Origin of the sequence: Comamonas terrae (assembly GCF_001544075.1) — a bacterium.
GTDB lineage: Bacteria > Pseudomonadota > Gammaproteobacteria > Burkholderiales > Burkholderiaceae_C > Comamonas > Comamonas terrae.
On sequence record NZ_BCNT01000007.1, the window covers coordinates 1 to 23489 of the forward strand.

The window sequence follows — 23489 nt, forward strand, 5'->3', positions numbered from 1 at the left end:
GGCAGCCTTCTTGGCAGCGGTCTTGGTTGCTGCGGCCTTGGGGGCTGCAGCCTTCTTGGCGGAGGCCTTGGGAGCAGCAGCTGAAGCCTTGGCGGTTGCCGTCTTCTTCACGGCTTCAGCCTTGGGCGCGGCCGCCTTTTTTGTCGCTGCCTTTTTCTCGGTAGTGGCCTTGGCGGCCGTCTTCTTCGCAGTTGCCATCATTTTCTCCTTCGTTGATTTGCTTAAAACGCTTGGCAGTTTTTAGCTGCAAAGCGATTCAATGCGATGTGGAGTGACGCATCGCAATGAACACGAATTTGCTCCACGACCCCAACGCATTTTTTGTAGCGAGGAAGTGAAGCAAGTCATGACTCGCATTGTGCCTGCTAAGAAGCAATTAATCCCAAGAAAGTGCGCCTCCGGTCTGATACTCGATCACTCGTGTCTCAAAGAAGTTACGTTCTTTCTTCAAATCGATCATTTCGCTCATCCAGGGGAAGGGATTTTCCTCGTTGGGGAAGAGCGCTTCGAGGCCGATCTGCGTGGCGCGGCGGTTCGCGATGTAGCGCAGGTAGCCCTTGAACATCGAGGCGTTCATGCCGAGCACGCCGCGCGGCATGGTGTCTTCGGCGTAGCGGTATTCGAGCTCGACGGCCTTGAGGAACAGCTCGGTGATCTCCTGCTTGAACTCGGCGGTCCACAGGTGCGGATTCTCGAGCTTGAGCTGGTTGATCAGGTCGATGCCGAAATTGCAGTGCATGGACTCGTCGCGCAGGATGTACTGGTACTGCTCGGCAGCGCCGGTCATCTTGTTCTGGCGGCCCAGGGCCAGGATCTGCGTGAAGCCCACATAGAAGAACAGGCCCTCCATCAGGCAGGCGAAGACGATCAGCGACTTGAGCAGCTTCTGGTCGTTCTCGGGCGTGCCGGTCTTGAAGTCGGGGTCCATGATCGCCTCGATGAAGGGGATCAGGAATTCGTCCTTGTCGCGGATGGATTGGACTTCGTTGTAGGCGTTGAAGATCTCGCCTTCATCCAGGCCCAGCGACTCCACGATGTACTGGTAGGCGTGGGTGTGGATGGCTTCCTCGAATGCCTGGCGCAGCAGGAACTGGCGGCACTCGGGCGCCGTGATGTGGCGGTAGGTGCCCAGCACGATGTTGTTGGCGGCCAGCGAGTCGGCCGTCACGAAGAAGCCCAGGTTGCGCTTGACGATGCGGCGCTCGTCCTCGGTCAGGCCGTTGGGGTCCTTCCACAGCGCGATGTCGCGGTTCATGTTCACTTCCTGCGGCATCCAGTGGTTGGCGCAGGTGGCCAGGTACTTTTCCCAGGCCCACTTGTACTTGAACGGAACCAGCTGGTTCACGTCGGTCTTGGCATTGATGATGCGCTTGTCCGCGGCATTGACGCGGCGCTGGGTGCTGGAGGACGTGGCGGCTTCGCTGCTGGAAGCGGCTGGCGCAAAAGTATCGTCGTCGAAAGTCAGCATGTGATGTTCCTTTGAATTCAAGAAGTCAGGCGCGCCCTCAAAACCGACGCGCCCCAGGCCAGGGCTACCGCGCAAGGGCCTAGGCGGCCCCGCCGCCCCGCCGCGCTGGTGGCGTCCCCCTCCCGAAGAGAGAGGGGGAAGGCGCGTAGCGCCTCAGGGGGTGCTGTTTACTGGCAAGCCTCGCAGCCCGGATCGTCGATCGCGCAGAACTTGATGTCCGTGGCCGGGGCCTGGGCGCGTGCTGCCGCGGCAGCGGCTTCCAGCGTACTCATGGCGGGCTGTGCGGCGGGCGCAGCAGGTGCGGTGGGCACGGCGTTGAGCACGCGGCTCTGGACGGTGGACTTCTCGATGTTCGTGGCGCTGGTGGTGCGCAGGTAGTACGTGGTCTTGAGGCCGCGCACCCAGGCCAGCATGTAGGTGTCGTGCAGCTTCTTGCCCGAGGCGCCGGCCATGTAGATGTTCAGGCTCTGGGCCTGGTCGATCCACTTCTGGCGGCGCGAGGCGGCTTCCACCAGCCACTGGGGCTCGACCTCGAACGCGGTGGCGTAGAGGTTCTTGATCTCCTGGGGCACGCGGTCGATGGCGCGCAGCGAGCCGTCGAAGTGCTTGAGGTCCATGACCATCACGTCGTCCCACAGGCCCAGGCGCTTGAGGTCGCGCACCAGGTACTGGTTGATGACGGTGAACTCGCCCGACAGGTTGGATTTGACCGACAGGTTGCCGAACGAGGGCTCGATCGAGGCATCCACGCCCACGATGTTGGAGATGGTGGCGGTGGGCGCGATGGCCACGCAGTTGGAGTTGCGCATGCCGTCCCTGGCGATCTTGGCGCGCAGCGCATCCCAGTCCAGCTGGGCCGAGCGGTCCACTTCCACATAGCCGCCGCGGGCCTTTTCCAGCAGCTTCAGGGTGTCGGGAGGCAGGATGCCCTGGTCCCACAGCGAGCCCTTGAAGCTGGAGTAGGTGCCGCGCTCCTTGGCCAGCTCGGTCGATGCCCAGTAGGCGTAGTAGCAGATGGCTTCCATGGACTGGTCGGCGAACTCCACGGCGCCCTGGCTGGCGTAGGCCGTGCGCATTTCATACAGCGCATCCTGGAAGCCCATCAGGCCCAGGCCCACGGGGCGGTGGCGCAGGTTGGAGTCGCGCGCCTTGTTCACGGCGTAGTAGTTGATGTCGATCACGTTGTCCAGCATGCGCATGGCCGTGTTCACGGTCTTGCGCAGCTTGTCGTGGTCCAGCATCTTGACGGCGACGCCGTTGGCATCCACGCCTTCCTTGATGTGGCGCGACAGGTTGACCGAGCCCAGGTTGCAGACCGCGGTTTCGGTGTCGCTGGTGTTGAGCGTGATCTCGGTGCACAGGTTGGACGAGTGCACCACGCCCACGTGCTGCTGGGGCGAGCGGATGTTGCAGGGGTCCTTGAACGTGATCCAGGGGTGGCCGGTCTCGAACAGCATCGAGAGCATCTTGCGCCACATGTCCACGGCCGGCACGCGCTTGAACAGCTTGAGCTCGCCGCTTTCGGTCTTGGCTTCGTAGGCGGTGTAGGCCTTCTCGAAGGCTTCGCCATAGAGGTCGTGCAGGTCGGGGCAGTCCGCGGGCGAGAACAGGGTCCACTGGCCCTTTTCCATCACGCGCTTCATGAACAGGTCGGGAATCCAGTTGGCCGTGTTCATGTCGTGCGTGCGGCGGCGGTCGTCGCCGGTGTTCTTGCGCAGCTCGAGGAATTCCTCGATGTCCAGGTGCCAGGTTTCCAGGTATGTGCAGACCGCGCCCTTGCGCTTGCCGCCCTGGTTCACGGCCACGGCCGTGTCGTTGACCACCTTGAGGAAAGGCACCACGCCCTGCGATTCGCCGTTCGTGCCCTTGATGCGCGAGCCCAGTGCGCGCACGCGCGTCCAGTCGTTGCCCAGGCCGCCCGCGAACTTGGACAGCAGCGCGTTTTCCTTGATCGATTCGTAGATGCCGTCCAGGTCGTCGGGCACGGTGGTCAGGTAGCAGGACGACAGCTGCGAGCGCAGCGTGCCGCTGTTGAACAGCGTGGGCGTGGACGACATGAAGTCGAACGAGGACAGCAGTTCGTAGAACTCGATGGCGCGCGCGTTGCGGTCGTCCTCATTGAGCGCCAGGCCCATGGCCACGCGCATGAAGAAGGACTGGGGCAGCTCGATGCGCGTCTTCTTGACGTGCAGGAAGTAGCGGTCGTACAGCGTCTGCAGGCCCAGGTAGTCGAACTGCTGGTCGCGTTCGGCCTTGAGTGCCGCGCCCAGGCGGGGCAGGTCGAAGTTCAGCAGTTCGGGGTTGAGCAGCTCGTTGTCCACGCCCTTGCGGATGAAGCCGGGAAAGTATTCGGCATAGGCGGCCTGCATCTCGGCGGGCTGCACGTCGCGCTGCAGCACTTCGCGCACGATGGTGTGCAGCAGCAGGCGGGCCGTGACGTAGGTGTAGTCTGGATCCTTCTCGATCAGCGTGCGGGCGGCCAGGATGGCAGCCTTGTAGACCTCGGCCAGGGGCACGCCGTCGTACAGGTTGCGCAGCGTCTCGGCCACGATGGGGGCGGACTGGATGTCGGCATTGAGGTTGAGACAGGCCGATTCGATCAGCGCCTGCAGGCGCTGCTGGTCCAGCGGCACGCGCTGGCCGTTGTCGGTCACATGCAGCGTGGGCGCGGGCTTGGCCGTGGCCGCGGCGGCAGCGGCCTCGGCGGACTTCTTCTGCTCGGCGCGCTCCTGGTTGCGGCGGTCGCGGTACAGCACATAGGCGCGGGCCACATCGTGGTGGCCGCCGCGCATCAGGCCCAGTTCCACCTGGTCCTGGATGTCCTCGATGTGGAATGTGCCGCCTTCGGGGCGCGAGCGCAGCAGGGCGCGCACCACGCCCTCGGTCAGCTCGTTGACCATGTCGCGCACGCTGGCGGAAGCCGCGCCCTGGGCGCCGCGCACGGCCAGGAAAGCCTTGGTCAGCGCCACGGCAATCTTCTGGGGGGCAAAGGAGACCACGTCGCCGCTGCGGCGGATGACCTGGTAGTTGTCGGTCTGGGAGGAAGGGGTGGCTGCGCCGGATTGCGCGGCAGAAGACAGGGAATTCAGCGCTTCTTGCATAAGTTTCCTCTTCGGTCGGATGTGGATAAGGCAGACAGGGGCCTGCACAGGCGGCAGGCATCGAACAAACGGAATCGGCGCTCCGGTCTACACATGGTTTGCACAGGGTGTGCACAACTTGTAAACACTAGATGTAGCGTTTCGGGCGCTTTGGAACACTACCGGTAGTGTATCGCCGTTGAATCCGCGTAACCTGCTGAAACTACCAAACCGCTGTTTCGGACAGCTTCTTGACAGCCGGAACGGGCACCGCGCAGCGGCGCGCAAAATGCCGCAAACGACGTGCTGGCGCGCTTTGCCGCCCCGGCCCCGAAGCCTGGAACAGTTTGTAAAAAATCTGCGGGTGTGGCGAAGAACACAACGGCAGGCCGGCCGGCATTGACAGTGGCAAGCCAAAGGCCTTTCTGCCGAGCGGGGACCGAAAGCACCCAGGGCGCGCCGGCCGCGCGCAGTCGTGCATTCAAATCAGGAGCAGTCCGCGCCGGTTGTCTGTGGATTACAGGTCCAAACCATTTGGGAATCATGGCTGGGCGGGCGCTGCCAGCTCCTGGTATGGGAGCGTCCGGCTGCCGCACGGCTTGCGTCGCCCCAGGAACTCAAGGCGCAGTCCTTCAGTCCTGCCGCGGGGGAAGCTGCCAGCCGGCCGTTGTTGCATCGGCGGCCAGCTGCGCGTGCAGGTTCTGCCAGTCGAAGCCCGGCCCCGGGTCCTGCTTGCGGCCCGGCGCGATATGTTCGTGGCCGGCGATGTAGCGCACCGGGTACCGCCGGCCTATGGCCCGGCACAGCTCGGCCAGGGCCGCGTATTGCGGCGCGTCGAACTGCAGGCCTTCGAGGCCTTCGAGCTCGATGCCGATGGAGTCGTCGTTGCAGCGCTCGCGTCCGCGCCACTGCGAGACGCCGGCATGCCAGGCGCGGTCGTCGCAGCTCACGAACTGCCAGACCTCGCCTGCGCGCGTGATGAAGAAGTGCGAGGACACCTCCAGCCCGCGTATCCCCTGGTAATAGGGGTGCGCGTCCCAGTCGAGCCGGTTGGTGAACAGCTGCTGCACGGCGCCCGTGCCGTACTCGCCGGGCGGCAGGCTGATGGAATGCACGACCACCAGATCGATGAGCGCGCCATCGGGCCGCGGGCCGAAATTGGGCGAGGGCAGGTGCCTGGCCGTGTTCAGCCAGCCCTGCTGCCAGAGGTCGGGGTATGGAGAGGCGGCCATCTCAGTGCTCCGGCTCTGTCCGGGCAGCGTCCCCGGGCAACTGGATGCCCAGGCGTTCGATGCGGTAGCGGATCTGGCGCAGGCTGATGCCCAGGCGCGCGGCCGTGGCCGTGCGGTTGAAGCCGTTGTCCTGCAGCGCGCGGATCAGGATGGCGCGCTCCTGCTCGTCGAGCCAGGCCTGCAGGTCCGCCGGCACGGCCGTGTCCGCTTCGGCCGGGGGCACGGTCTCTGCGGGCGGCGGCGGAGGGGGCGTCAGCGAGATGGCGGCGGCTGCGGGCGGCCGGCTTTGCGGGGCGGACGGCGGCCAGGGCGCATGGGCGGCGGCCGCCAGGGTCTCGGCCGGGATGCGCAGCGGCCCGCCGTCGCCCAGCGCGATCGCGCGGTGCAGCACGTTCTCGAGCTCGCGCACATTGCCGGGCAGCGGCAGCTGGGCGATCTGCGCGATGCTGGTTGCGTCGAGCATGGGCTCGTGCAGGCCCGACTCGCGGGCCAGCTTGTGCAGCAGCGCGCGGCACAGCTCGGGCAGGTCGTCGCGGCGCTCGCGCAGTGGCGGCAGGGTGACCTCGATCACGTTGAGGCGGTAGTACAGGTCCTGGCGAAAGCGCCCGGCCTGCACATCGGCCGCCAGGTCGCGGTGGGTGGCGCTGACGATGCGCACGTCCACGGCCTCTTCCTGGGTGCTGCCCAGCGGGCGGATCCTGCGCTCCTGGATGGCGCGCAGCAGCTTGGCCTGCATGGCCAGCGGCAGGTCGCCGATCTCGTCGAGGAACAGCGTGCCGCCCTGGGCCGCCTGGAAATAGCCGGGCCGGTCCTGCGTGGCGCCGGTGTACGAGCCCTTGCGCGCGCCGAAGAATTCGGCCTCCAGCAGGTTCTCGGGAATGGCGCCGCAGTTGACGGCGACCAGCGGCCCCTGGGCGCGCTGGCTGCAGGCATGCAGGGCGCGCGCCACGAGTTCCTTGCCGGTGCCCGATTCCCCGTGCACCAGCACCGGCGCCATGCCCTTGGCCACCTTGGCGATGCGTTGCTTGACCGACTGCATGACGGCCGAAGTGCCCACCAGCATGTCCAGCGCGGCATGGCCCTGCTCGGGCAGGCCGGTGGTCAGGATGGGGCTGGCATCGGCCGAGGCCGGTGCGGCAGCTGCGCTGCCCATGCCCTGGACGGCCGAGGCCACCACCTGCCGGAACTGCTTGAGGTCCACGGGCTTGGTCAGGTAGTCGAAGGCGCCGGCGCGCAGCGCGCCCACGGCGTTCTCGGCCGAGCCGTAGGCCGTGATCACGATGCAGCGCTCGCGGCGCTGCTGCTCGCGCAGCTGCTGCAGGATCTCCAGGCCCATGCCGTCGGGCAGGCGCATGTCGGAGATCACCACGTCGAAGCGGCACGAGCGCAGCAGCTCGTGCGCCTCCTGCACGCAGGAGGCGGTTTCCACGCGGTAGCCTTCGCGCAGCAGGCTCAGCTCGTAGAGCGTGCGCAGATCGGGTTCGTCGTCGACCACGAGAATGGAGGCGGTGGGCAAGGAGGTCACGGGTCTACACCACAATCGAATCAAACAGGGAGGCGGCGGCCGGTGCGCCCGCGCTGCTGCGGAATATCACCGTGAACGCATTGCCCTCCACCATGCCGCGCGCCGTCGGGCGCGCCAGGCGCTGGTAGCCGATGCTGGCGCCGTAGCGCTCGCACAGCTCGCGGCATATGTACAGGCCCAGGCCGCTGGAGCGGCTCTGGGAGGAGAAAAAGGGCTCGAACAGGTGGCGCTGGACGCTGGACTCCAGCGGTGCACCGTCGCTCCAGACCTGCAACCAGGGCTGGTTGCCGGTCATGGCCGAGCCCTGGCTGGTGATCACCTGCAGGCTGGCGGCATCCTGCGTGCCGCTGCGGTGGCGCTGGGCATTGTCCAGCAGATTGACGAGGATGCGGCGCAGGTGCTCCTCGTCGAAGACAATGGTGTGCCGCGCGGCGTCCAGATGCAGCTGCAGGCCGCGCAGCGGGGCGGCCTGGGCCTGCCATTCGCCGCAGCACAGCGCCGTGTGGTGGTCCAGCGCCAGGGCCTGGCCCATGGCCTGGGGCCCGTCCTGCTGCACGCGCGCGATGTTGAGGATTTCCTCGGCGATGCGCGCCAGGCGGTCCGCGTTCTGGCCCACGATGCGGCACAGCTGCTGCTGGCCCGGGTGCTGGTTCAGGTCTTCGGACAGCAGGGCATTGGCCTGGGCAATGGCGGCCAGCGGATTGCGGATCTCATGCGCCACTGCGGCCGACATGCGGCCCATGGCGGCCAGCTTCTCGGTACGCAGCCGGGCCTCCATCTCGCGCAGATCGTGCAGAAACATCACGCACAGCGAATACGGTGCGCCCGGCGTCTGCCGGGAATCCGTGTCGGGCGCGGAAACCTCGGTGATGCGCGTGCGCAGATGCAGGCCCGTGGGTCCCTGCGGCCCGTCCACCGGCAGATGGAGGGTGGTGGACAGCGGCTTGACATGGGTGAAGCTGGCGACCACCGCCTCCTTGAGCGGTTCCCAGGCGGGCCGGGACGCCAGCGAGAAGCTCTGTGCATGATCGGGCGGCAGGCCCAGCAGCTGCAGCGCCGCCGGGTTGACCTGCTGCACCTGCAGGCTGGGGTCGACCACCAGCACGCCGTCGGACAGGCTGTCGATCACCAGCGTGTTGACCTGCTCCTGCGTCTGGGTGCGCAGGCGGTTGTACAGGGCCAGCGCGCGCTCGCGCCGCACGCGGCGGGCCAGCTCGTGGGTCAGGTAGGCCACGCCGAAATAGCCGGCGCAGGCAAAGGCCGTCTGGTAATAGGCCTGGGCGCCGCCGCCGGCGGCCGTCGTGTTCTGCCAGGACACCAGGATCAGCATCAATATGGTGACGCTGGCCGTGGTGCCGAAGGCCAGCGCCAGGCTGCCCAGCGCCGCCGAGATCAGGATGGGAATGGCCAGCAGCGCCGTGTAGTTCAGCGAGCCGGCCTGCAGCACCTGCAGCAGAAAGATGGCCGCGATGTCCACGCCGATGACGGGCAGCCATTGCAATCCGGCGCGCGGCGCCGGCAGATGCCGGCCCGCCGTCCAGCGCAGCACCAGGGTCAGTGCCAGATAGCCCAGGCACACGGCCCAGACCAGCGGCGTGACCGTGGCCTGCAGCCGTATGCCCGAGACCTGCAGCAGCACCAGCGCTGCGGCCAGCAGCACGCGCCCCGTCAGAAATGCCTGCCACAGCCGCACGAACGGCGCGTTCAGCGTGGCATTGGCCTGGCGCGAGATCGTGACATCCAGCGGTATCACGGTCTGCGACCAGGAGGGCAGGGAGTCCTTCATGGCATCAGCGCGGCGCAAATGCGTCGCGGTGCTCGGCGCAGCAGAAGTATTGGCCGCGGGCGGCCGGCGAGGCCAGCGCATCGGCGCGCGGCAGGTGCAGGCCGCAGGTGGCGCAGGCCACCATGTCCTGCGGCGGTGCGATGGTGCGGCCGGGGCGGCCGTCGCCTTGCGCGCGCGCGGCCATCCGCGCGCGGCGGTTGCGGCGCCAGATATGGATGGCCACGGCGACCACCAGCAGAACCAGCAGGTATTTCATTGGAGCTGACACAAACAGGAAGGCAGAAAAAGCATGTCCGCAGGGGAAATGCCTTGCCGGGGCGGCACCGGTGCAAGCTCCGTCATGCGGCCCGCCCCAGCAGCACTTCCATCACGAAGCGCGAGCCCGCGTAGGCCAGCAGCAACAGGATGGCGCCCGCATACAGCACGCGCACGGCGCTCTGGCCGCGCCAGCCGAAGCGTTCGCGCCCGACCAGGAGCACGGCAAAGGTGAGCCAGGACAGCAGCGAGAACACCGATTTGTGGTTCCATACCCAGGCCTTGCCGTAGAGCTGCTCACCGAACAGCCAGCCGGCGGCCAGCGTGGCGGTCAGCAGAGCGAAGCCGGCGCCCACGAAGCGAAAGGTCAGCCGCTCCAGCGTCAGCAGCGGCAGGCCGCCGTCCTGGCTGCCGCCATGGCGCATCTGGCGCTCGGCGCGGTTCATGAGCGCCGCGTGAACCACCGCCGCGGCAAACAGGCCGTAGGAGGCGATGCCCAGGGCCAGGTGCAGCGGCAGCCACGGGGAGGCATCAACATGCAGCGGCGTGCCCGGGAACAGCGCGGCCAGCAGCACGGCCATGCTGCCCAGGGCGGCCAGCAGCAGGCGCGAGCGCAGCTGGGGATACAGCTGCTGCTCCACGGCATACACCGTGAGCACCAGCCAGGCGGTGATGGACAGCGCCGGCGCAAAGCCGAAGCGCGGCATCTCGCCCAGCCAGGCCCAGGCCAGCGTCAGCGCGTGCAGCGCCCAGGCCAGGCGCAGGCAGATCCGGGCGCCGGCCTCCTGCATGCGGCGCGCGGCCAGTGCGGGAATGGCATAGGCAATGGCTGCCGCAATGGTCAGGGCCCAACCCACGGGGCTGGTACCGGCAGCGGAAAAAGGCAGGGAGAGCATGTTCTCTATGATAAGTCCCCGCCTTCGGGGCTAACTGCGGAGATGCCGGCTTTTGCCCCGGCTTTGCGGGCGCTGCCGGCATGCTGCAAGCCGCAGGCGGGCCTGCATGCGGACCGCCATCCCTGCAGGGCGGGAATGGGTGCAGCGGGTAAAATACCCGCTTTCAGGCCGGATGCCTGGCGCGGCCATGATCCGCGCCGGTCCGGCCCCGCACCCGGTGCGGCGGCTGCCGCCGGCGCCGGCCGGGCAGGCGGCTGCGCCTGCGCATATACAACCCTTCAACGTTCCCGCTTATGGCCTCCGCTCTGACCGAAAAACTCTCGCGCCTCGTCAAGGAGATGCGCGGCCAGGCCCGCATCACCGAATCCAACGTGCAGGACATGCTGCGCGAGGTGCGCATGGCCCTGCTCGAGGCCGACGTGGCCCTGCCCGTGGTGCGCGACTTCATCGCCCGCGTCAAGGAAAAGGCGCTGGGCCAGGAAGTGCTGGGCTCGCTGCAGCCCGGCCAGGTGCTGGTGTCCATCGTCAACAAGGAACTCGCCGCCACCATGGGCGAGGGCGTGGCCGACATCAACCTCAATGCCCAGCCGCCGGCCGTCATCCTGATGGCCGGCCTGCAGGGCGCGGGCAAGACCACGACCACGGCCAAGCTGGCCAAGCACCTGGTCGAGAAGCGCAAGAAGAAGGTGCTCACGGTCTCGGGCGACGTGTACCGCCCCGCGGCCATCGAGCAGCTCAAGACCGTGACGGCCCAGGCCGGCGCCGAGTGGTTCCCGTCCACGCCCGACCAGAAGCCCCACGACATCGCCGTGGCGGCAATCGACTACGCGAAGAAGCACTTCTTCGACGTGCTGCTGGTGGACACGGCCGGCCGCCTGGCCATCGACGAGCTGCTGATGGCCGAAATCAAGGACCTGCACGCCACGCTCAAGCCCGTCGAAACCCTGTTCGTGGTCGATGCCATGCAGGGCCAGGACGCGGTCAACACGGCCAAGGCCTTCAAGGAAGCGCTGCCGCTGACCGGCATTGTCCTGACCAAGCTCGACGGCGACTCGCGCGGCGGCGCCGCGCTGTCGGTACGCCAGATCACGGGTGCGCCCATCAAGTTCGCGGGCGTTTCGGAAAAGATCGACGGCCTGGAGGTCTTCGACGCCAATCGCCATGCGCAGCGCGTGCTGGGCATGGGCGACATCGTGGCCCTGGTCGAACAGGTCACCAAGGGCGTGGACATGGAAGCCGCGCAGAAGATGGCCGAGAAGCTCAAGAGCGGCGACGGCTTCGACCTCAACGACTTCCTGGCCCAGCTGCAGCAGATGAAGCAGATGGGCGGCCTTTCGACGCTGATGGACAAGTTGCCCGCCGAACTCGCGGGCAAGGCCGGCCAGGTGGACATGGACAAGGCCGAGCGCGAGATCAAGCGCAAGGAAGGCATCATCTGCTCGATGACGCTCAAGGAACGCAAGAACCCCGCCATCATCAAGGCCACGCGCAAGAAGCGCATCGCCGACGGCGCCGGCGTGCAGGTGCAGGAAGTCAACCGCCTGCTCAAGGAGTTCGAGCAGATGCAGGGCATGATGAAGAAGTTCAAAGGCGGCGGCCTGATGAAGATGATGAAGAAGATGGGCGGCATGAAAGCCATGAAGGGCATGATGGGCGGCGGCATGCCCAAGCTGCCGTTCTGATCGGCCCCGGGCCTTTGCGGCTCCCATCCAGCGCTCTCTTGCAGAGCGCTTTTTTCATGCCGGTGCTATCTGAAAAGTGAGCGGATGGCGCTGGCAGGCATTGGCTTTTGCAGCGATTTCACCGCAGATGCGACGGTTGCGTGGCGCGGGCAGCTCACTTTTTTGTAAAGATCGGCCGCGAAGACTGGAGCCGGGCGCCGGTTTCTGAGAACATCCATCCCCATGAAAGTACAAGCCTGGACTTCCATGGACGGCGCGGCCCGGCCCGCGGACCGAAGCCGGCGCCATTGCGCGCTGATGCTGGCCGGATCGCTGGTGGCGGCGCTGGCCGGCTGCTCCTCCGCGCCCAGAAGCCGTCCGGGGCCGGGCGCCCCGGGCGGCTCCGTCCGCCCGGTGGCCGCCCTGAACCTGACCGAGGACCTGCGCGAGGCGCTGCTGGCACGCACCATGCTGGTGGTCAACACGCCCTATACCTATGGCGGCAATTCGCCCGAGGGAGGCTTCGACTGCAGCGGCCTGATCCAGTGGGCCGTGGGCGGCATCACCGCGGCACGCCTGCCGCGCACCACTTCCCAATGGGCGCAGGTCAGCAATCCCGTCGACGGCCGGGACCTGCAGCGCGGCGACTTCGTGTTCTTCAACACCCTGGGCGGGCGCTATTCGCACATGGGCATTTTTGTCGGCAACGGCCAGTTCGTGCACGCGCCGTCCAGCGGCGGCACGGTGCAACGCGTGCGCATGGACAACGTCTATTTCGCCAGGCGATTTACCGAGGCGCGCAGCATCTTTGCCTGATACGGTGCAGGCAAAACAATCAGGGGACTGCTTGCCGTCCCTTGGTTTTTGATAGCGGCTTACGCTTCCGGTGCCATGGGGGCCAGGGCATGCCTGTGCAGTGGGTAGAGGTCATGCCGGCGGCGCCGGGACTCGCCCCGGCTGGCGGCCCACTCTTCTTGCTGCGCGGCAAGAAGGGAATTCGGCGGCCGGGCGGAGCCCCCGCCTCTGCTGCTAGCCTCTGTTGCTAGCTGCATAGCACTAAGCTAGGTTGCAGCCGCGTGGGCAGGAAGGGCCTGCGCCGGTGCATCCGACGTATCCAGCACCAGGCGCCAGTCCATGGCATGCCAGGGATGCCGGGGATCGGCCACCCATTGCGCCACTTCCTCCTCGCCGACGGCCTTGCCCAGCACATCGGCGCGGCCCTGGGCGATCCATTGCCGGCGGCCCCGGGCATAGGCGGTGCCGAACTCCAGCCAGCTGCCAAAGCATTGCTGGGCGCGGCGGGCGTTGAGCAGCAGCACCTGCTTGTGCAGGTCCTCCTGCAGCCAGCCGAGCAGAAAGGCGCAGCGCACATAGAAGGCCGCACGCGCGCAGGCAAAGGCCATGGCGGCGCGTGGATCGTCGCCGGGGTGGAGCTTCTGCAGGTCCTGCATGAACCAGCGCTGGCGCAGCAGATCGGGCAGCTGCCTGGCGATGCTGGCATCGTCCAGGTCGGTGCGCATGCCCAGGTGGTGCAGCACCATGGGACGCAGCTGGGCCGCGAGGGTCTCGTCGGCGCCCGAGAGATGGCTGTCCGCAAAGCCGCCCTGGATGCTGTGGAAGGCCATGGGGTGGGCCAGGGCCAGCGCCCAGTTCAGGGCATCGTTGCCTGTGCTGTAGCTGGAGACATCGCCACGGTGCCGGGCTTCCTTGACCCTGCGCCAGCTCCTGCGCACGATCCAGAACAGGCCCAGCAGGGCCAGCAAGCCGAGCAGCCAGTGGATGCGTCCCAGCACATAGACCAGCGCCCAGGGCAGTGCCAGGAAGAAGAGCTTGCGGATCATGGTGCGGCTGTCCTCGCGCGGCGTCTGGCCAGGTCCAGCGCCTGATGCAGCGCAGCGCTCTTGGGCATGCGGTCGATGACGGCAGCTTCCACGCTGTCCTTGCGCGCCGCCACCATCCATTGCATGAAGGGCGAGCACAGGTCCAGCTGCGGCAGCAGCTGCGGATGCTGCGTCAGCAGCCACAGCTGCTCGGCCTCGGTGCGCATCTCGGCCACGGCGCACCAGGGGGCCGTTTCCCGGCCGGCCAGCAGGTGGTCGGGACGGCGCACAATGCCCATGGCCAGCGCGTCGGGCGGCACTTCGCTGTTGAGCGGCAGGTGATTGAGCAGGGCCACCACGTCGGGCACGTAGCGCGCGATCGGCGGCCGGTTCTGCTTGCCCTTGATCTGCTCGACCTGCAGGCTGCCGTCCTTTTGCACAAAGGCATTGACGGTGATGCGCGGCTGGGCCTGCCCCGTGCGGTAGCTGAACAGCCGCATGCGGCCTGCTTCGCAGGCCTCGGCGTAGTGCTCGCCGTAGCCGCCGGAAAGGCTTCTGGCGTCGGCAAACTGGCCCACGCAGTGGCCCATCATCCGGCTTTCATAGGCCATTTCCTGGCGCAGCCGGGGGCTCTTGCCGTCGAACTCCACGAAAGTGCCCAGCTGGCCGCGCAGCAGGCCGTGCACGGCGTCCGGCGCATGCTCGACCCAGCCGCTGGCGCGCTTTTTCTCGAAGGCCAGATGCTCCAGCGTCCAGCGCGCCAGGGCCTGGGGGCAGTTCACGCGCTGCAGCTTGCCTTCCAGCGATGTGCCCTTGCGCGTGGACAGGAATTCGACCAGCCGTGCTTCCAGCGCCAGCACCGCCGGCGCGTCGGGCTCCACCCACCAGAGCTCGGGCAGGTCGAAGCCGCGGGACTTCTTTTCCAGGCGCTCCAGCGCCCAGGCCGGTGCGGGCTCGCGGCCCAGCAGGGCCTGCAGTGCCGCTGCATCGGCAATGCGCTGCACGGTGGGCGTGGCGGCATCCGCGTCGGCCTGCACATTGCCGACCACATGGCGGTAGAAATGGTTGCCCAGCCAGGCCGCAATTTCGGGCGCGTCGCCGCGCTGCTCGCTGCGTTCGCGGATGCGCGCCTTGATCCGGGGCGCATTGACCACGTCGCGTGCCTTGTAGGCATTGGCCGCGGCCGGCGGGCCGGCACGCGGGGCCTGCCGCGCTTCGGTACCGGAAAGTATCTGGCTCACCAGAATTTCCACCAGGGTTTGTCGCCCGATGCCGCCTGTTGCGGCTGCAGGCCCTGTGCCTCGGCCAGCTTGCGCTCGGCCTTTTCCAGGCCGTCCTGCGACATGCGGGCTTCGGCCTCGTTGTCGTTGCCCAGCGCGAAACTGCGCTTGGCGTTGCGGCCAAGGTAGGTCGCGGACTCGCGGTGCAGGGCCACGGCTTCTTCGAGGTGCTCTGGGTAGGCCTCGAGCGCGCCGGCCAGGCGTCGCAGCGGATAGCTGTCCTGCAGGGCGCGCACTTCATCCTGGTGGGCGCGCAAGCGCGGCAGCACCAGCTCGGGCCGGAAGACCGAGAAGAAGTCCAGCAGCGACATCATGGTGGCCAGATAGTCGCGGCGCTCCTGGCGCTGCTCGTCTTCATCGAGTTCGTCATACCACTCGTCCAGGCGCTCGAGCCAGATGCTGATCTCGTCGCCGCGGTCGAGCTTGTACAGCGACAGCGCGACGGTAGGGAAGTAGCGCGGCGGCTCATGGCGGCTGTAGCCGTGCTCCCGTGCGAAGTGCCACAGCTGCTCGGCTTCGGCAATGATGCCGGCGTCGTCGTCGCGGCCGTTCGCGCACCACCACAGGCCGTCATGGTGTTCGGCGAACGGGCTGCTGGCCAGGCCCTTGCGGTGCAGGGCCTCGGCCTCGTCCCAGCGCTCGGCGTTGCGGTACTTGATGGCCAGGTTGTTGCACAGCATGGAATACACATGCAGGTCGGCATCCTTGTAGCGGCCCTGGCCCGTGGCCCAGAAGTGCTCGAAGCGCGCCAGGCCTTCCTCGTAGTAGCGCACGACCAGCGGCTCGCGCACCTCGTCGGACGGCACCTTCTTTTTGCCGCCCATCAGGGGCGCCAGGTCATCCGCATCGTCCAGCACCACGCCGGCCGCATAGCACCAGTGGCCGCCATGGGCTTCGGGGAAGGGACGGGCCAGGGCCTCCTCCAGCGGCAAGGCCGCAAAGCGCGCGGCCCAGAGGGTGGGCAGCTTGTCGCTGTCGGCCCACTCGGGATGGCGACCCACCGATTGCTCCAGCAGCGGCAGGGCCTGCGCCATCTGGCGCTTGGCAGCCAGGCGCATGCCTTCGATCAGCGCCAGCACGGAGTGGTCGGGAGTGCTGGCGCGCACGCGCTCCAGATAGTGCTCGGCCGGCTGCGGCGGCATGTCCTCCTGCGCCAGCAGCTGGCGCATGTCTTCGTCGATCTGCGCCCAGGCGAGGATCAGCGCCCAGGTGTCGGCATGGGCCGCGTCCTGGTCCACCAGCTCCAGCGCCAGCCGGTAGCCGGCCTCGGCCGAGCCGGGGCGCGAGTGGATCACGCTTTCGAGAGCGATGGCCGCGGCCTCGTCCAGGCGGCCGGCCTCGCGCAGCCAGTACATCACGCGCGCGGAGAACGGGTCGCCGGAGTCGTCGGTCAGGCCGAAGCGTCCCTGAGGGGCAAGCTGCAGCGCGGCCTCGCGCTGGCCCATCTGGTCGCAGGCCAGCGCCTGCAGGCGCGCGATCTTGACCTTCCGGTGGGCTTGGACCGCCTGCGACGGTGCCGGATTCTCGGTGCGCGCCAGGTACTGCTCGCAGGCCATGAACAGCGCAGGAATGCTCTGCGGCGCCAGCTCCAGGATGCGGTAGCCCAGGTAGAGCCAGCGCTCGAAGTCGGCGGACTGGTCGGCGCCGGCATCGCGCAGCGTGTTGATAGCGGCCTGGACATGGCGCACGGCCGCGTTCGATGCCTCGGCAGGATCGCGCTTGCATGCAATCTCGGCCCGGCGCACGCAGGCCATGGCATCGCCGAACGCATGCTCTGCGGCCTGTTCGGGATCGGCTTTCTCGTGGGCGCGGCGCAGGTCCAAGCCCTGCTCGGCGATATCCCAGGCCTGGGCGCCGTCGGCCAGCGATTCCCAGCCCATCCAGTACATTTCGGCGTCCACATGCTCGGGCAGTTGGGCGATCTGCCGGGCCGCGGGCAGCAGCAGTTGCTGCGCGCCTGCGCGGTCGAAGCGCAGGCGGCTCTGGATGTCGCTGAGCGCCAGGCGCACGGCGCTTTCGGCACGGTTTTCGGCATCCTCGGCCTGCAGCGCTGCCTCGGCATGGGCCTGCAGCAGCGCATTGGCCTGTTCGGGGCGGTTCAGCATGAACCAGAAATCGTGCAGGCGCTCCAGCTCCGCCACGCTGGCCGGGGCAAAGCTTTGCTGTTCCATCAGTTCGATGGCGGCCGCAGCGCGGTCCTGCTGGTTGATGGTGCTGCGGCCGTCGCCAGCCGGCTGTTCATCGTCGCCGTGGAGCAGTTCCTGAACCTGGTCTAGAAAAGCATGCAGGGCATCGCCCTGCAGCGCTGCGGCGTCGCGTGTTGAATTCATGGATCCTCGACAGAAAGCGGGCCTGGGCCCCGAAAAGTTTCAGATCCTAGCCGCAGCGCATGACGGTGCTTGACAGACAGCTGCGCTTTTTGCGCCGGGCCGACGTGGCTTCGCGGGGCCGAAACGGGCTCAGGCCGCGAGCGCGCGGCGGTTCCACGGCATTTTCATGAGCAGGCGCGCCAGGCCGCAAAAGCCGGTCACGCCCGCAAACACCAGGCCGCAGCCCACGAAGCCCGGCAGCAGATAGAACCAGGGCGAGACCGCGGTGCCCAGTGCCGTGCCGACGGCCACGAGGGCGCCCGCGGCAATCTGCACCTGGCGCTGCAGCTCCAGCGGGCGCGAGGCATCGCGCCGCACGGGCAGGCCGGCCTGCTTCCAGCCGTCGAGCCCGCCTTCGAGCACATAGGCCTGGCCGCTGGTGCAGGCGGCCAGTGCCCGGGCATTGAGCCGGGTGCGCTGGCCCGAGCGGCAGTGGAAGATCAGGTCCTGGCCCTGCAGCGCGGGCGCGGCCGAAGGCAGCTGGTCCATGGGAATGCTGCGCGCGGCGGCGATGTGCTCGCGTGCATGCTCGTCGGCCGGGCGGATGTCGACCAGCAGGGCGCTGCCTTGGTTCATCAGGGCCTGGGCGGCCTGGGGGGAAAGGGATTTGATCGTCATGGCGTTCCTGTCTTTCAGGGGCAGAAGATGTCCTTGAGCGTGGCAATCAGCCTGGCCACGTCGGGGTTGGCAATGCGGTAGTACAGGGTCTGGGCCTCGCGCCGGTAGGCCACCAGCCCTTCGTCGCGCATGCGCGCCAGATGCTGGGACAGGGCCGAGGGACTCAGCGCCACCTGCTCCAGCAGCGCGCCCACGGTCATTTCTTCGCGGGCCAGCAGCAGGCACAGCACCAGCAGACGGTGCTCGTTGCCCACGGCGCGCAGCAGGGCGGCGGCCTGGGCCGCGCCTTCCAGCATGAATCTTTGCTGAGCTTCTCGGTCTTGCGGAGTCTGGTGTTGGGACATGGTTAATTTAGAAAAATCTAATTTAGTGTATTCTAAATAAACAAAGCCATCCCGGCATTGCCGATATGAATTGCCGACATGACCGACACCGCTTCCGCTTCTTCATCGCCGCGCATCCAGGCCTTCTTCGACGAGGCCACGTTCACGGTCACATACCTGGTGTCCGACCCGGGCAGCGGCGAGGCCGCCGTCATCGACCCCGTGCTGGACTACGACCACCGCAGCGGCCGGGTTTCCACGGCCTCGGCCGACCGCGTGCTGCAGGCCATTGCTGAACAGGGGCTGGCGCTGCGCTGGATCCTGGAGACCCACGCCCATGCCGACCACCTGAGCGCCGCGCCCTATCTCAAGGCGCGCACGGGGGCGCCGGTGGCCATCGGCGAACATATCCGCGAGGTGCAGGCCATCTTCGCGCCCGTGTTCCATGCCCTGGACGTGGCGGGCGACGGTCGCGAGTTCGACCGCCTGCTGCGCGACGGCGAGGCGCTGGCGCTGGGCGCGCTGCAGATCCAGGTGCTGCACACGCCAGGCCATACGCCGGCCTGCGTGTCCTACCGCGTGGGCGATGCGGTGTTCGTGGGCGACACGCTGTTCATGCCCGACTACGGCACGGCGCGGGCGGATTTTCCGGGCGGCAGCGCGCGCCAGCTCTACCGCTCCATACGGCGGCTGCTGGCGCTGCCCCCGGCAACGCGGCTGTTCCTGTGCCACGACTACCTGGCGCCGGGGCGCGAGGCCTATGCCTGGGAAACCACGGTGGCCGCGCAGCGCGCGCACAATGTGCATGTGCACGAGGGCGTGGACGAGGACGCCTTCGTCGCGCTGCGCGAAAAGCGCGACGCCACGCTGGCCGCGCCCGCGCTGCTGCTGCCCTCGGTGCAGGTCAACATGCGCGCGGGACGGCTGCCGCCCGCAGAGGCCGACGGCGTGTCCTATCTGAGGATTCCGGTGCGCCTTCCCCCGGGCATGGTGAAAATCTAGAAGGCTGCGGCCCCGGGGAACTTCAGCCCCGGGTCACGACCTCGCCGCGCAGCGTATAGGCCATGGCCTCGGTGATCTTCACGTCGACGAGCTGGCCGATGAGCCGCTCGTTGCCGGGGAAGTTGACCACGCGGTTGCACTCGGTGCGGCCCATCAGCTCGCCGTTGCCGCGTTTGGAATGGCCTTCCACCAGCAGGCGCTGCACCGTGCCCACGCGCTCCTCGCTGATCTCCTTGATGTTGTGGTTGATCACGGCCTGCAGCTCCTGCAGGCGGCGCAGCTTGACCTCGTGCGGCGTGTCGTCGTGCAGATTGGCAGCTGGCGTGCCGGGGCGCGGGCTGAAGATGAAGCTGAAGCTGTTGTCGAAGCGCACGTCTGCAATGAGCTTCATCATCTTCTGGAAGTCTTCCTCGGTCTCGCCGGGAAAGCCCACGATGAAGTCGCTGCTCATGGCCAGCTCGGGCCGGATGGCGCGCAGCTTGCGGATGGTGCTCTTGTACTCCATGGCCGTGTAGCCGCGCTTCATGGCCATCAGGATCTTGTCCGAGCCGTGCTGCACGGGCAGGTGCAGGTGGCTGACCAGCTTGGGGATCTTCGCGTAGGCCTCGATCAGGCGCGGCGTGAACTCGTTGGGGTGGCTGGTGGTGTAGCGGATGCGCTCGATGCCGGGGATCTCGGCCACGTACTCGAGCAGCAGCGCGAAGTCGGCCAGCTCGGCGGTGTCGCCCATCCTGCCCAGGTAGGCGTTCACGTTCTGGCCCAGCAGCGTGACTTCCTTCACGCCCTGGTCGGCCAGGCCGGCGACCTCGACCAGCACGTCCTCGAACGGGCGGCTGACTTCCTCGCCGCGCGTATAGGGCACGACGCAGTAGCTGCAGTACTTGGAGCAGCCTTCCATGATGGAAACGAAGGCCGAGGCGCCTTCCACGCGCGCAGGCGGCAGGTGGTCGAACTTCTCGATCTCGGGGAAGCTGATGTCCACCTGCGGCCTGGCCTTGGCGGCGCGGGCATTGAGCAGGTCGGGCAGGCGATGCAGGGTCTGCGGGCCGAAGACCACGTCCACGTAGGGCGCGCGCTTGATGATTTCCTCGCCCTCCTGGCTGGCCACGCAGCCGCCCACGCCGATGAGCACGCCTTTTTCCTTCAGGTGCTTGAAGCGGCCGAGGTCGGAGAACACCTTCTCCTGTGCCTTCTCGCGCACCGAGCAGGTGTTGAACAGGATGAGGTCGGCCTGCTCCGGATCGTCGGTGGACTCGTAGCCCTGGGCCGCGCCCAGCACGTCGGCCATCTTGTCCGAGTCGTACTCGTTCATCTGGCAGCCGAAGGTTTTGATGAAGACTTTCTTGCTCATGGGGAACACTCGTTCTGTGACGGGCCCGCCGCGGCGGCAGGCTCAAAAGCCATAGCTGTTGGCGCAAGCATGGCCTTGGGTTGATGGGTGAATGACAGCTAGATGCTTGCGATGCAAGCGCTGGCAGCTTTGAAATCGGTAGCGCCGAACGGGCCGGCCGGCAGCGTTCAGGAGCCGAACAGGCCGCGCAGCAGGCCGGGCTTGGTGCTCGCGGGCTTGTACTTCTCGATTTCGGCGGGCGTCAGGATCCAGGCCGTGTGCAGCCACTGGGTCTGCGGCTCGACCACATAGCCCACGGCCAGTTTCTGGCCCTGGTAGTTGCTGGCGAAGACCAGCGTTCGCTCGGGGCTGAACAGGCGAAAGCCCGGCGTGGTGCGGATGGTCTCGCCATTGAGCGTGACTTCGGGGAAGTTGCTGACGACCAGTTCGCCGAACTGGGCGTTGGGCGGGAAGTTGCGCGTCTCGTCCGACGGCAGTCCCTGGGCCAGCACGGTGCCGGCGGCGGCAGCCGTGGCGGCCAGCAGCGCGGCAGCGCACAGGCGGCGGCCTGCGGACAATGGGGTTTTGCAGCGGTTCATGGTGTATATCCAGAGGCTGGTGGCGGAAAGGCTGCGATTTTACGGGCCCGGTCGCGGGGCAGGACGGCACTCAGGCATTGCGGCCCGGCGCATAGAGCACGGCGCGGGGGCTGCGGCACAGGCCCCAGAAGCGCAGGCCCGTGAGTTCGGCCATGCGCACGCCCATGGACGTGGGGGCGGAAATCGTGGCCAGGGCCGCGATGCCGACCTTGGCGCATTTGCGCACCAGCTCGTGGCTGCCGCGGCTGGACAGCAGCACGAAGCCCGGCTGGTGGAGGCGCCCGGTGCGTGCCAGCCGTCCCACAAGCTTGTCCAGCGCATTGTGGCGGCCCACGTCCTCGAGCACGTCGGTGACCTCGCCATCCAGCGTGGCCCAGCCGGCCGCATGGACGGCGCCGGCTTCGGCGTTGAGGAGCTGGCGCGGCGGCAGCGTGTCCATGGCCTTGAGCACGGTGGCAGCATCGACCTGATCCAGCCAGCCGTGCGCGGGCAGGGGATCGAACGACAGGTCCAGCGCTGCGAAGCTTTCGACGCCGCAGACGCCGCAGCCCGTGCGCCCCGTCATGCTGCGGCGCCGGTCCTTGAGGCGGGCAAAGCAGCGCGAGGCGATCTCGATCTGCACTTCCAGCCCGTCCATGCCTTCGGGCAGGCCGGCGGCCGCCGCGGCCACGGGCGCGACCTCGATGCCGTAGCAGTCGGCTGGCCGGTCGATGATGCCTTCGGTCAGCGCAAAGCCCAGCGCGAAATCGGCCGCGTCGGTGGGCGAGCCCATCATCACCGCATGCGAGATGCCGTTGAAGACCAGCGCGACCGGCACCTCGCTGGCCAGCGTGCGATCCTGGGCCTGCACCTGGCCGGCGTCGTGGAACTCCACGGCATGGCGCTGCAGGGGCTGCAGCGATTGCAGGTGAGGCAGGGGGCAGGTCGGCGCGGTCATGGGGGGATGATAGTGATGCCAGAGACCAAGCCCGGCCAAAACTGGCATTCACCAGGCGAGGGACAGCGAGCAAGGGCCTGGGCAGCCCCGCCGCCCCGCAGCGAAGCTGTCGCCCCCCTTCCAGGGGGAAGCGCGAACCGCCCAGGGGGTCAATCCAATAACGCCATGCCCTTGATCTGCGCGAACACCTGCATGCCCACCTGCAGCTCCAGGGCCTGGGCCGAATGCCGGCTCAGGCGCGCCAGCAGCCGCGTGCCGCCTTGCGCGGCGGAGTGCGCAGGGCGGCCGGCCTGCAGAGAGACCATGACCTGGCCCGGACCGTCCTCGCGCATGCCCAGGATGGAAACCGGCAGGATGTTGAGAATGCTGGTGCCCTCGGGGCGGGACAGGCTCAGGCTCACGTCGCGCGCCTGCACGCGCAGCTGCACCAGGGTACCCACGGCACGCGGCCGGTTCATGACCAGCAGCAGCTTGCCGCCGTCGAATTCCAGCGTGCTCAGGCAGTCGCCGGTGTCATGCGACTGCACCCGGGCCTGGACCACGGCGGCGGCCAGGTCGCCCTGTGCCAGCGGCAGGTCCAGACTGGACAGCAGCTCGGTCACCGCCCCCTGGGCCACCACCTGGCCCGCGCGCAGCAGCACCATGTGCTGGGCCAGGCGTGCGACCTCGTCCATGGAGTGGCTCACATAGACGATGGGAATCAGCAGGCTGCGCTGCAGCTGCTCCAGATACGGCAGCACCTCGGCCTTGCGCTGGGCATCCAGCGCGGCCAGCGGCTCGTCCATCAGCAGCACTTCGGGGCTGGTGGCCAGCGCCCGCGCAATGGCCACGCGCTGGCGCTCGCCGCCCGACAACGTGGACGGCATGCGCTCCAGCAGATGGCCTATGCCCAGCAGCTCCACGGCGTGCTCGTGCGGGACCTTGCGGCGCTCCGCGGGCGTGCGCCGCAGCCCGTAGGCGATGTTCCCCTGCACCGACAGATGGGCGAACAGGCTGGCCTCCTGGAATACATAGCCCAGCGCGCGGCGGTGCGTGGGCAGCCACTGCTTTTGCGCATCGTCCTGCCACACCGTCTGGTTGACGGCCACGCGGCCGCGGGCGCGCTCCAGGCCGGCCAGGCTGCGCAGGCAGGTGGTCTTGCCGCAGCCCGAAGGGCCGAACAGCGCGGTCACGCCGCGGCCGGGCAATTGCAGGTCCACGTCCAGCGCGAAGTCGGTGCGCGTGAGTTGGAGGCGCGCTTCAATCATGGGTCGAGGATTTTTTGCCGCCGTACCGCCCCGGGGCCCAAAGAGGCCCCCTCGGGGCGCC

General features: G+C 67.6%; 20 protein-coding genes. 4 read left to right on the top strand and 16 right to left on the bottom strand.

Going from position 1 to position 23489, the window contains the following annotated elements; all coding sequences use genetic code 11:
• On the top strand, positions 1 to 244 hold a 244-nt coding region (locus Cte04_RS21745), incomplete at its 5' end, for a hypothetical protein (RefSeq protein WP_176573167.1).
• Between the two features lie 132 nt (positions 245 to 376).
• Here the strand turns inward: Cte04_RS21745 and Cte04_RS11590 are convergent.
• The 7 genes from Cte04_RS11590 to Cte04_RS11620 form a co-directional block, all read right to left on the bottom strand.
• Positions 377 to 1468: a ribonucleotide-diphosphate reductase subunit beta gene (locus Cte04_RS11590; RefSeq protein ID WP_066477192.1), complete on the bottom strand. Its 1092-nt coding sequence runs from the start codon at positions 1466 to 1468 to the stop codon at positions 377 to 379.
• 167 nt (positions 1469 to 1635) lie between these two features.
• The gene (locus Cte04_RS11595) at positions 1636 to 4569 is read right to left on the bottom strand and encodes a ribonucleoside-diphosphate reductase subunit alpha (protein WP_066477195.1); all 2934 of its coding nucleotides are present in this window, start codon (positions 4567 to 4569) and stop codon (positions 1636 to 1638) included.
• Between the two features lie 611 nt (positions 4570 to 5180).
• Positions 5181 to 5780 carry a 1,6-anhydro-N-acetylmuramyl-L-alanine amidase AmpD gene (ampD, locus tag Cte04_RS11600; RefSeq protein ID WP_066477198.1) on the bottom strand — a complete coding sequence of 200 codons (600 nt, stop codon included), beginning with the start codon at positions 5778 to 5780 and terminating at the stop codon, positions 5181 to 5183.
• A 1-nt stretch (position 5781) separates the two neighbouring features.
• Positions 5782 to 7275 (bottom strand): sigma-54-dependent transcriptional regulator, encoded by a 1494-nt coding sequence (locus Cte04_RS11605; protein ID WP_157081977.1) that lies wholly within the window; start codon positions 7273 to 7275, stop codon positions 5782 to 5784.
• Positions 7276 to 7309: 34 nt separating this feature from the next.
• On the bottom strand, positions 7310 to 9091 hold the full coding sequence (locus Cte04_RS11610; RefSeq protein ID WP_066477202.1) for a sensor histidine kinase: 1782 nt from the start codon (positions 9089 to 9091) through the stop codon (positions 7310 to 7312).
• A 4-nt stretch (positions 9092 to 9095) separates the two neighbouring features.
• The gene (locus Cte04_RS11615; RefSeq protein ID WP_066477205.1) at positions 9096 to 9347 is read right to left on the bottom strand and encodes a PP0621 family protein; all 252 of its coding nucleotides are present in this window, start codon (positions 9345 to 9347) and stop codon (positions 9096 to 9098) included.
• Positions 9348 to 9429: 82 nt separating this feature from the next.
• Positions 9430 to 10242, bottom strand: coding sequence for a cytochrome C assembly family protein (locus tag Cte04_RS11620; protein ID WP_066477213.1), 813 nt, complete (start codon positions 10240 to 10242; stop codon positions 9430 to 9432).
• Between the two features lie 293 nt (positions 10243 to 10535).
• Here Cte04_RS11620 and ffh point away from each other — a divergent pair, with 293 nt between their 5' ends.
• The gene (gene ffh, locus Cte04_RS11625; protein WP_066477214.1) at positions 10536 to 11924 is read left to right on the top strand and encodes a signal recognition particle protein; all 1389 of its coding nucleotides are present in this window, start codon (positions 10536 to 10538) and stop codon (positions 11922 to 11924) included.
• A 222-nt stretch (positions 11925 to 12146) separates the two neighbouring features.
• Positions 12147 to 12719: a C40 family peptidase gene (locus tag Cte04_RS11630; protein WP_066477216.1), complete on the top strand. Its 573-nt coding sequence runs from the start codon at positions 12147 to 12149 to the stop codon at positions 12717 to 12719.
• A 245-nt stretch (positions 12720 to 12964) separates the two neighbouring features.
• Here the strand turns inward: Cte04_RS11630 and Cte04_RS11635 are convergent, their stop codons facing one another.
• From Cte04_RS11635 to Cte04_RS11655, 5 genes are all read right to left on the bottom strand, one after another.
• The gene (locus tag Cte04_RS11635; RefSeq protein ID WP_083526626.1) at positions 12965 to 13744 is read right to left on the bottom strand and encodes a DUF1266 domain-containing protein; all 780 of its coding nucleotides are present in this window, start codon (positions 13742 to 13744) and stop codon (positions 12965 to 12967) included.
• On the bottom strand, positions 13741 to 14964 hold the full coding sequence (locus Cte04_RS11640; RefSeq protein ID WP_245633354.1) for a hypothetical protein: 1224 nt from the start codon (positions 14962 to 14964) through the stop codon (positions 13741 to 13743). Before Cte04_RS11640 ends, Cte04_RS11635 begins: the two co-directional genes overlap by 4 nt.
• Complete coding sequence (locus tag Cte04_RS11645; RefSeq protein WP_066477221.1) at positions 14961 to 17333, bottom strand: tetratricopeptide repeat protein; 2373 nt, start codon at positions 17331 to 17333, stop codon at positions 14961 to 14963. The genes Cte04_RS11640 and Cte04_RS11645 overlap by 4 nt, the downstream gene beginning before the upstream one ends.
• 129 nt (positions 17334 to 17462) lie before the next feature.
• Positions 17463 to 17990, bottom strand: coding sequence for a rhodanese family protein (locus Cte04_RS11650; protein ID WP_066477224.1), 528 nt, complete (start codon positions 17988 to 17990; stop codon positions 17463 to 17465).
• 14 nt (positions 17991 to 18004) lie between these two features.
• Positions 18005 to 18286 (bottom strand): ArsR/SmtB family transcription factor, encoded by a 282-nt coding sequence (locus Cte04_RS11655; protein ID WP_083526627.1) that lies wholly within the window; start codon positions 18284 to 18286, stop codon positions 18005 to 18007.
• A 126-nt stretch (positions 18287 to 18412) separates the two neighbouring features.
• On the opposite strand from Cte04_RS11655, the gene Cte04_RS11660 reads away from it, so the two are divergent.
• Entirely contained in the window at positions 18413 to 19315 is a 903-nt protein-coding gene (locus tag Cte04_RS11660) for an MBL fold metallo-hydrolase (RefSeq protein WP_066477241.1), read from the top strand.
• 22 nt (positions 19316 to 19337) lie between these two features.
• On the opposite strand, the gene miaB is transcribed toward Cte04_RS11660, so the two are convergent.
• The 4 genes from miaB to modC form a co-directional block, all read right to left on the bottom strand.
• The gene (gene miaB, locus Cte04_RS11665; protein WP_066478035.1) at positions 19338 to 20666 is read right to left on the bottom strand and encodes a tRNA (N6-isopentenyl adenosine(37)-C2)-methylthiotransferase MiaB; all 1329 of its coding nucleotides are present in this window, start codon (positions 20664 to 20666) and stop codon (positions 19338 to 19340) included.
• Positions 20667 to 20833: 167 nt separating this feature from the next.
• Positions 20834 to 21244, bottom strand: a complete 411-nt coding sequence (locus tag Cte04_RS11670) for a hypothetical protein (RefSeq protein WP_066477242.1) — start codon at positions 21242 to 21244, stop codon at positions 20834 to 20836.
• Positions 21245 to 21314: 70 nt separating this feature from the next.
• A complete protein-coding gene (gene fdhD / locus Cte04_RS11675; protein WP_083526628.1) occupies positions 21315 to 22181 on the bottom strand; it encodes a formate dehydrogenase accessory sulfurtransferase FdhD in 867 nt (288 codons plus the stop codon).
• Between the two features lie 149 nt (positions 22182 to 22330).
• Positions 22331 to 23428, bottom strand: a complete 1098-nt coding sequence (gene modC, locus Cte04_RS11680) for a molybdenum ABC transporter ATP-binding protein (protein WP_066477247.1) — start codon at positions 23426 to 23428, stop codon at positions 22331 to 22333.
• Between the last annotated feature and the right edge of the window lie 61 nt (positions 23429 to 23489).

What these genes read in the sequence shown, in the direction of transcription:
- Cte04_RS11590 (WP_066477192.1), bottom strand. Translation starts at nt 1,468, where the DNA reads ATGCTGACTTTCGACGACGATACTTTTGCGCCAGCCGCTTCCAGCAGC.
- Cte04_RS11595 (WP_066477195.1), bottom strand. Translation starts at nt 4,569, where the DNA reads ATGCAAGAAGCGCTGAATTCCCTGTCTTCTGCCGCGCAATCCGGCGCA.
- ampD (WP_066477198.1), bottom strand. Translation starts at nt 5,780, where the DNA reads ATGGCCGCCTCTCCATACCCCGACCTCTGGCAGCAGGGCTGGCTGAAC.
- Cte04_RS11610 (WP_066477202.1), bottom strand. Translation starts at nt 9,091, where the DNA reads ATGAAGGACTCCCTGCCCTCCTGGTCGCAGACCGTGATACCGCTGGAT.
- Cte04_RS11615 (WP_066477205.1), bottom strand. Translation starts at nt 9,347, where the DNA reads ATGAAATACCTGCTGGTTCTGCTGGTGGTCGCCGTGGCCATCCATATC.
- Cte04_RS11620 (WP_066477213.1), bottom strand. Translation starts at nt 10,242, where the DNA reads ATGCTCTCCCTGCCTTTTTCCGCTGCCGGTACCAGCCCCGTGGGTTGG.
- ffh (WP_066477214.1), top strand. Translation starts at nt 10,536, where the DNA reads ATGGCCTCCGCTCTGACCGAAAAACTCTCGCGCCTCGTCAAGGAGATG.
- Cte04_RS11630 (WP_066477216.1), top strand. Translation starts at nt 12,147, where the DNA reads ATGAAAGTACAAGCCTGGACTTCCATGGACGGCGCGGCCCGGCCCGCG.
- Cte04_RS11635 (WP_083526626.1), bottom strand. Translation starts at nt 13,744, where the DNA reads ATGATCCGCAAGCTCTTCTTCCTGGCACTGCCCTGGGCGCTGGTCTAT.
- Cte04_RS11645 (WP_066477221.1), bottom strand. Translation starts at nt 17,333, where the DNA reads ATGAATTCAACACGCGACGCCGCAGCGCTGCAGGGCGATGCCCTGCAT.
- Cte04_RS11650 (WP_066477224.1), bottom strand. Translation starts at nt 17,990, where the DNA reads ATGACGATCAAATCCCTTTCCCCCCAGGCCGCCCAGGCCCTGATGAAC.
- Cte04_RS11655 (WP_083526627.1), bottom strand. Translation starts at nt 18,286, where the DNA reads ATGCTGGAAGGCGCGGCCCAGGCCGCCGCCCTGCTGCGCGCCGTGGGC.
- Cte04_RS11660 (WP_066477241.1), top strand. Translation starts at nt 18,413, where the DNA reads ATGACCGACACCGCTTCCGCTTCTTCATCGCCGCGCATCCAGGCCTTC.
- miaB (WP_066478035.1), bottom strand. Translation starts at nt 20,666, where the DNA reads ATGAGCAAGAAAGTCTTCATCAAAACCTTCGGCTGCCAGATGAACGAG.
- Cte04_RS11670 (WP_066477242.1), bottom strand. Translation starts at nt 21,244, where the DNA reads ATGAACCGCTGCAAAACCCCATTGTCCGCAGGCCGCCGCCTGTGCGCT.
- fdhD (WP_083526628.1), bottom strand. Translation starts at nt 22,181, where the DNA reads ATGACCGCGCCGACCTGCCCCCTGCCTCACCTGCAATCGCTGCAGCCC.
- modC (WP_066477247.1), bottom strand. Translation starts at nt 23,428, where the DNA reads ATGATTGAAGCGCGCCTCCAACTCACGCGCACCGACTTCGCGCTGGAC.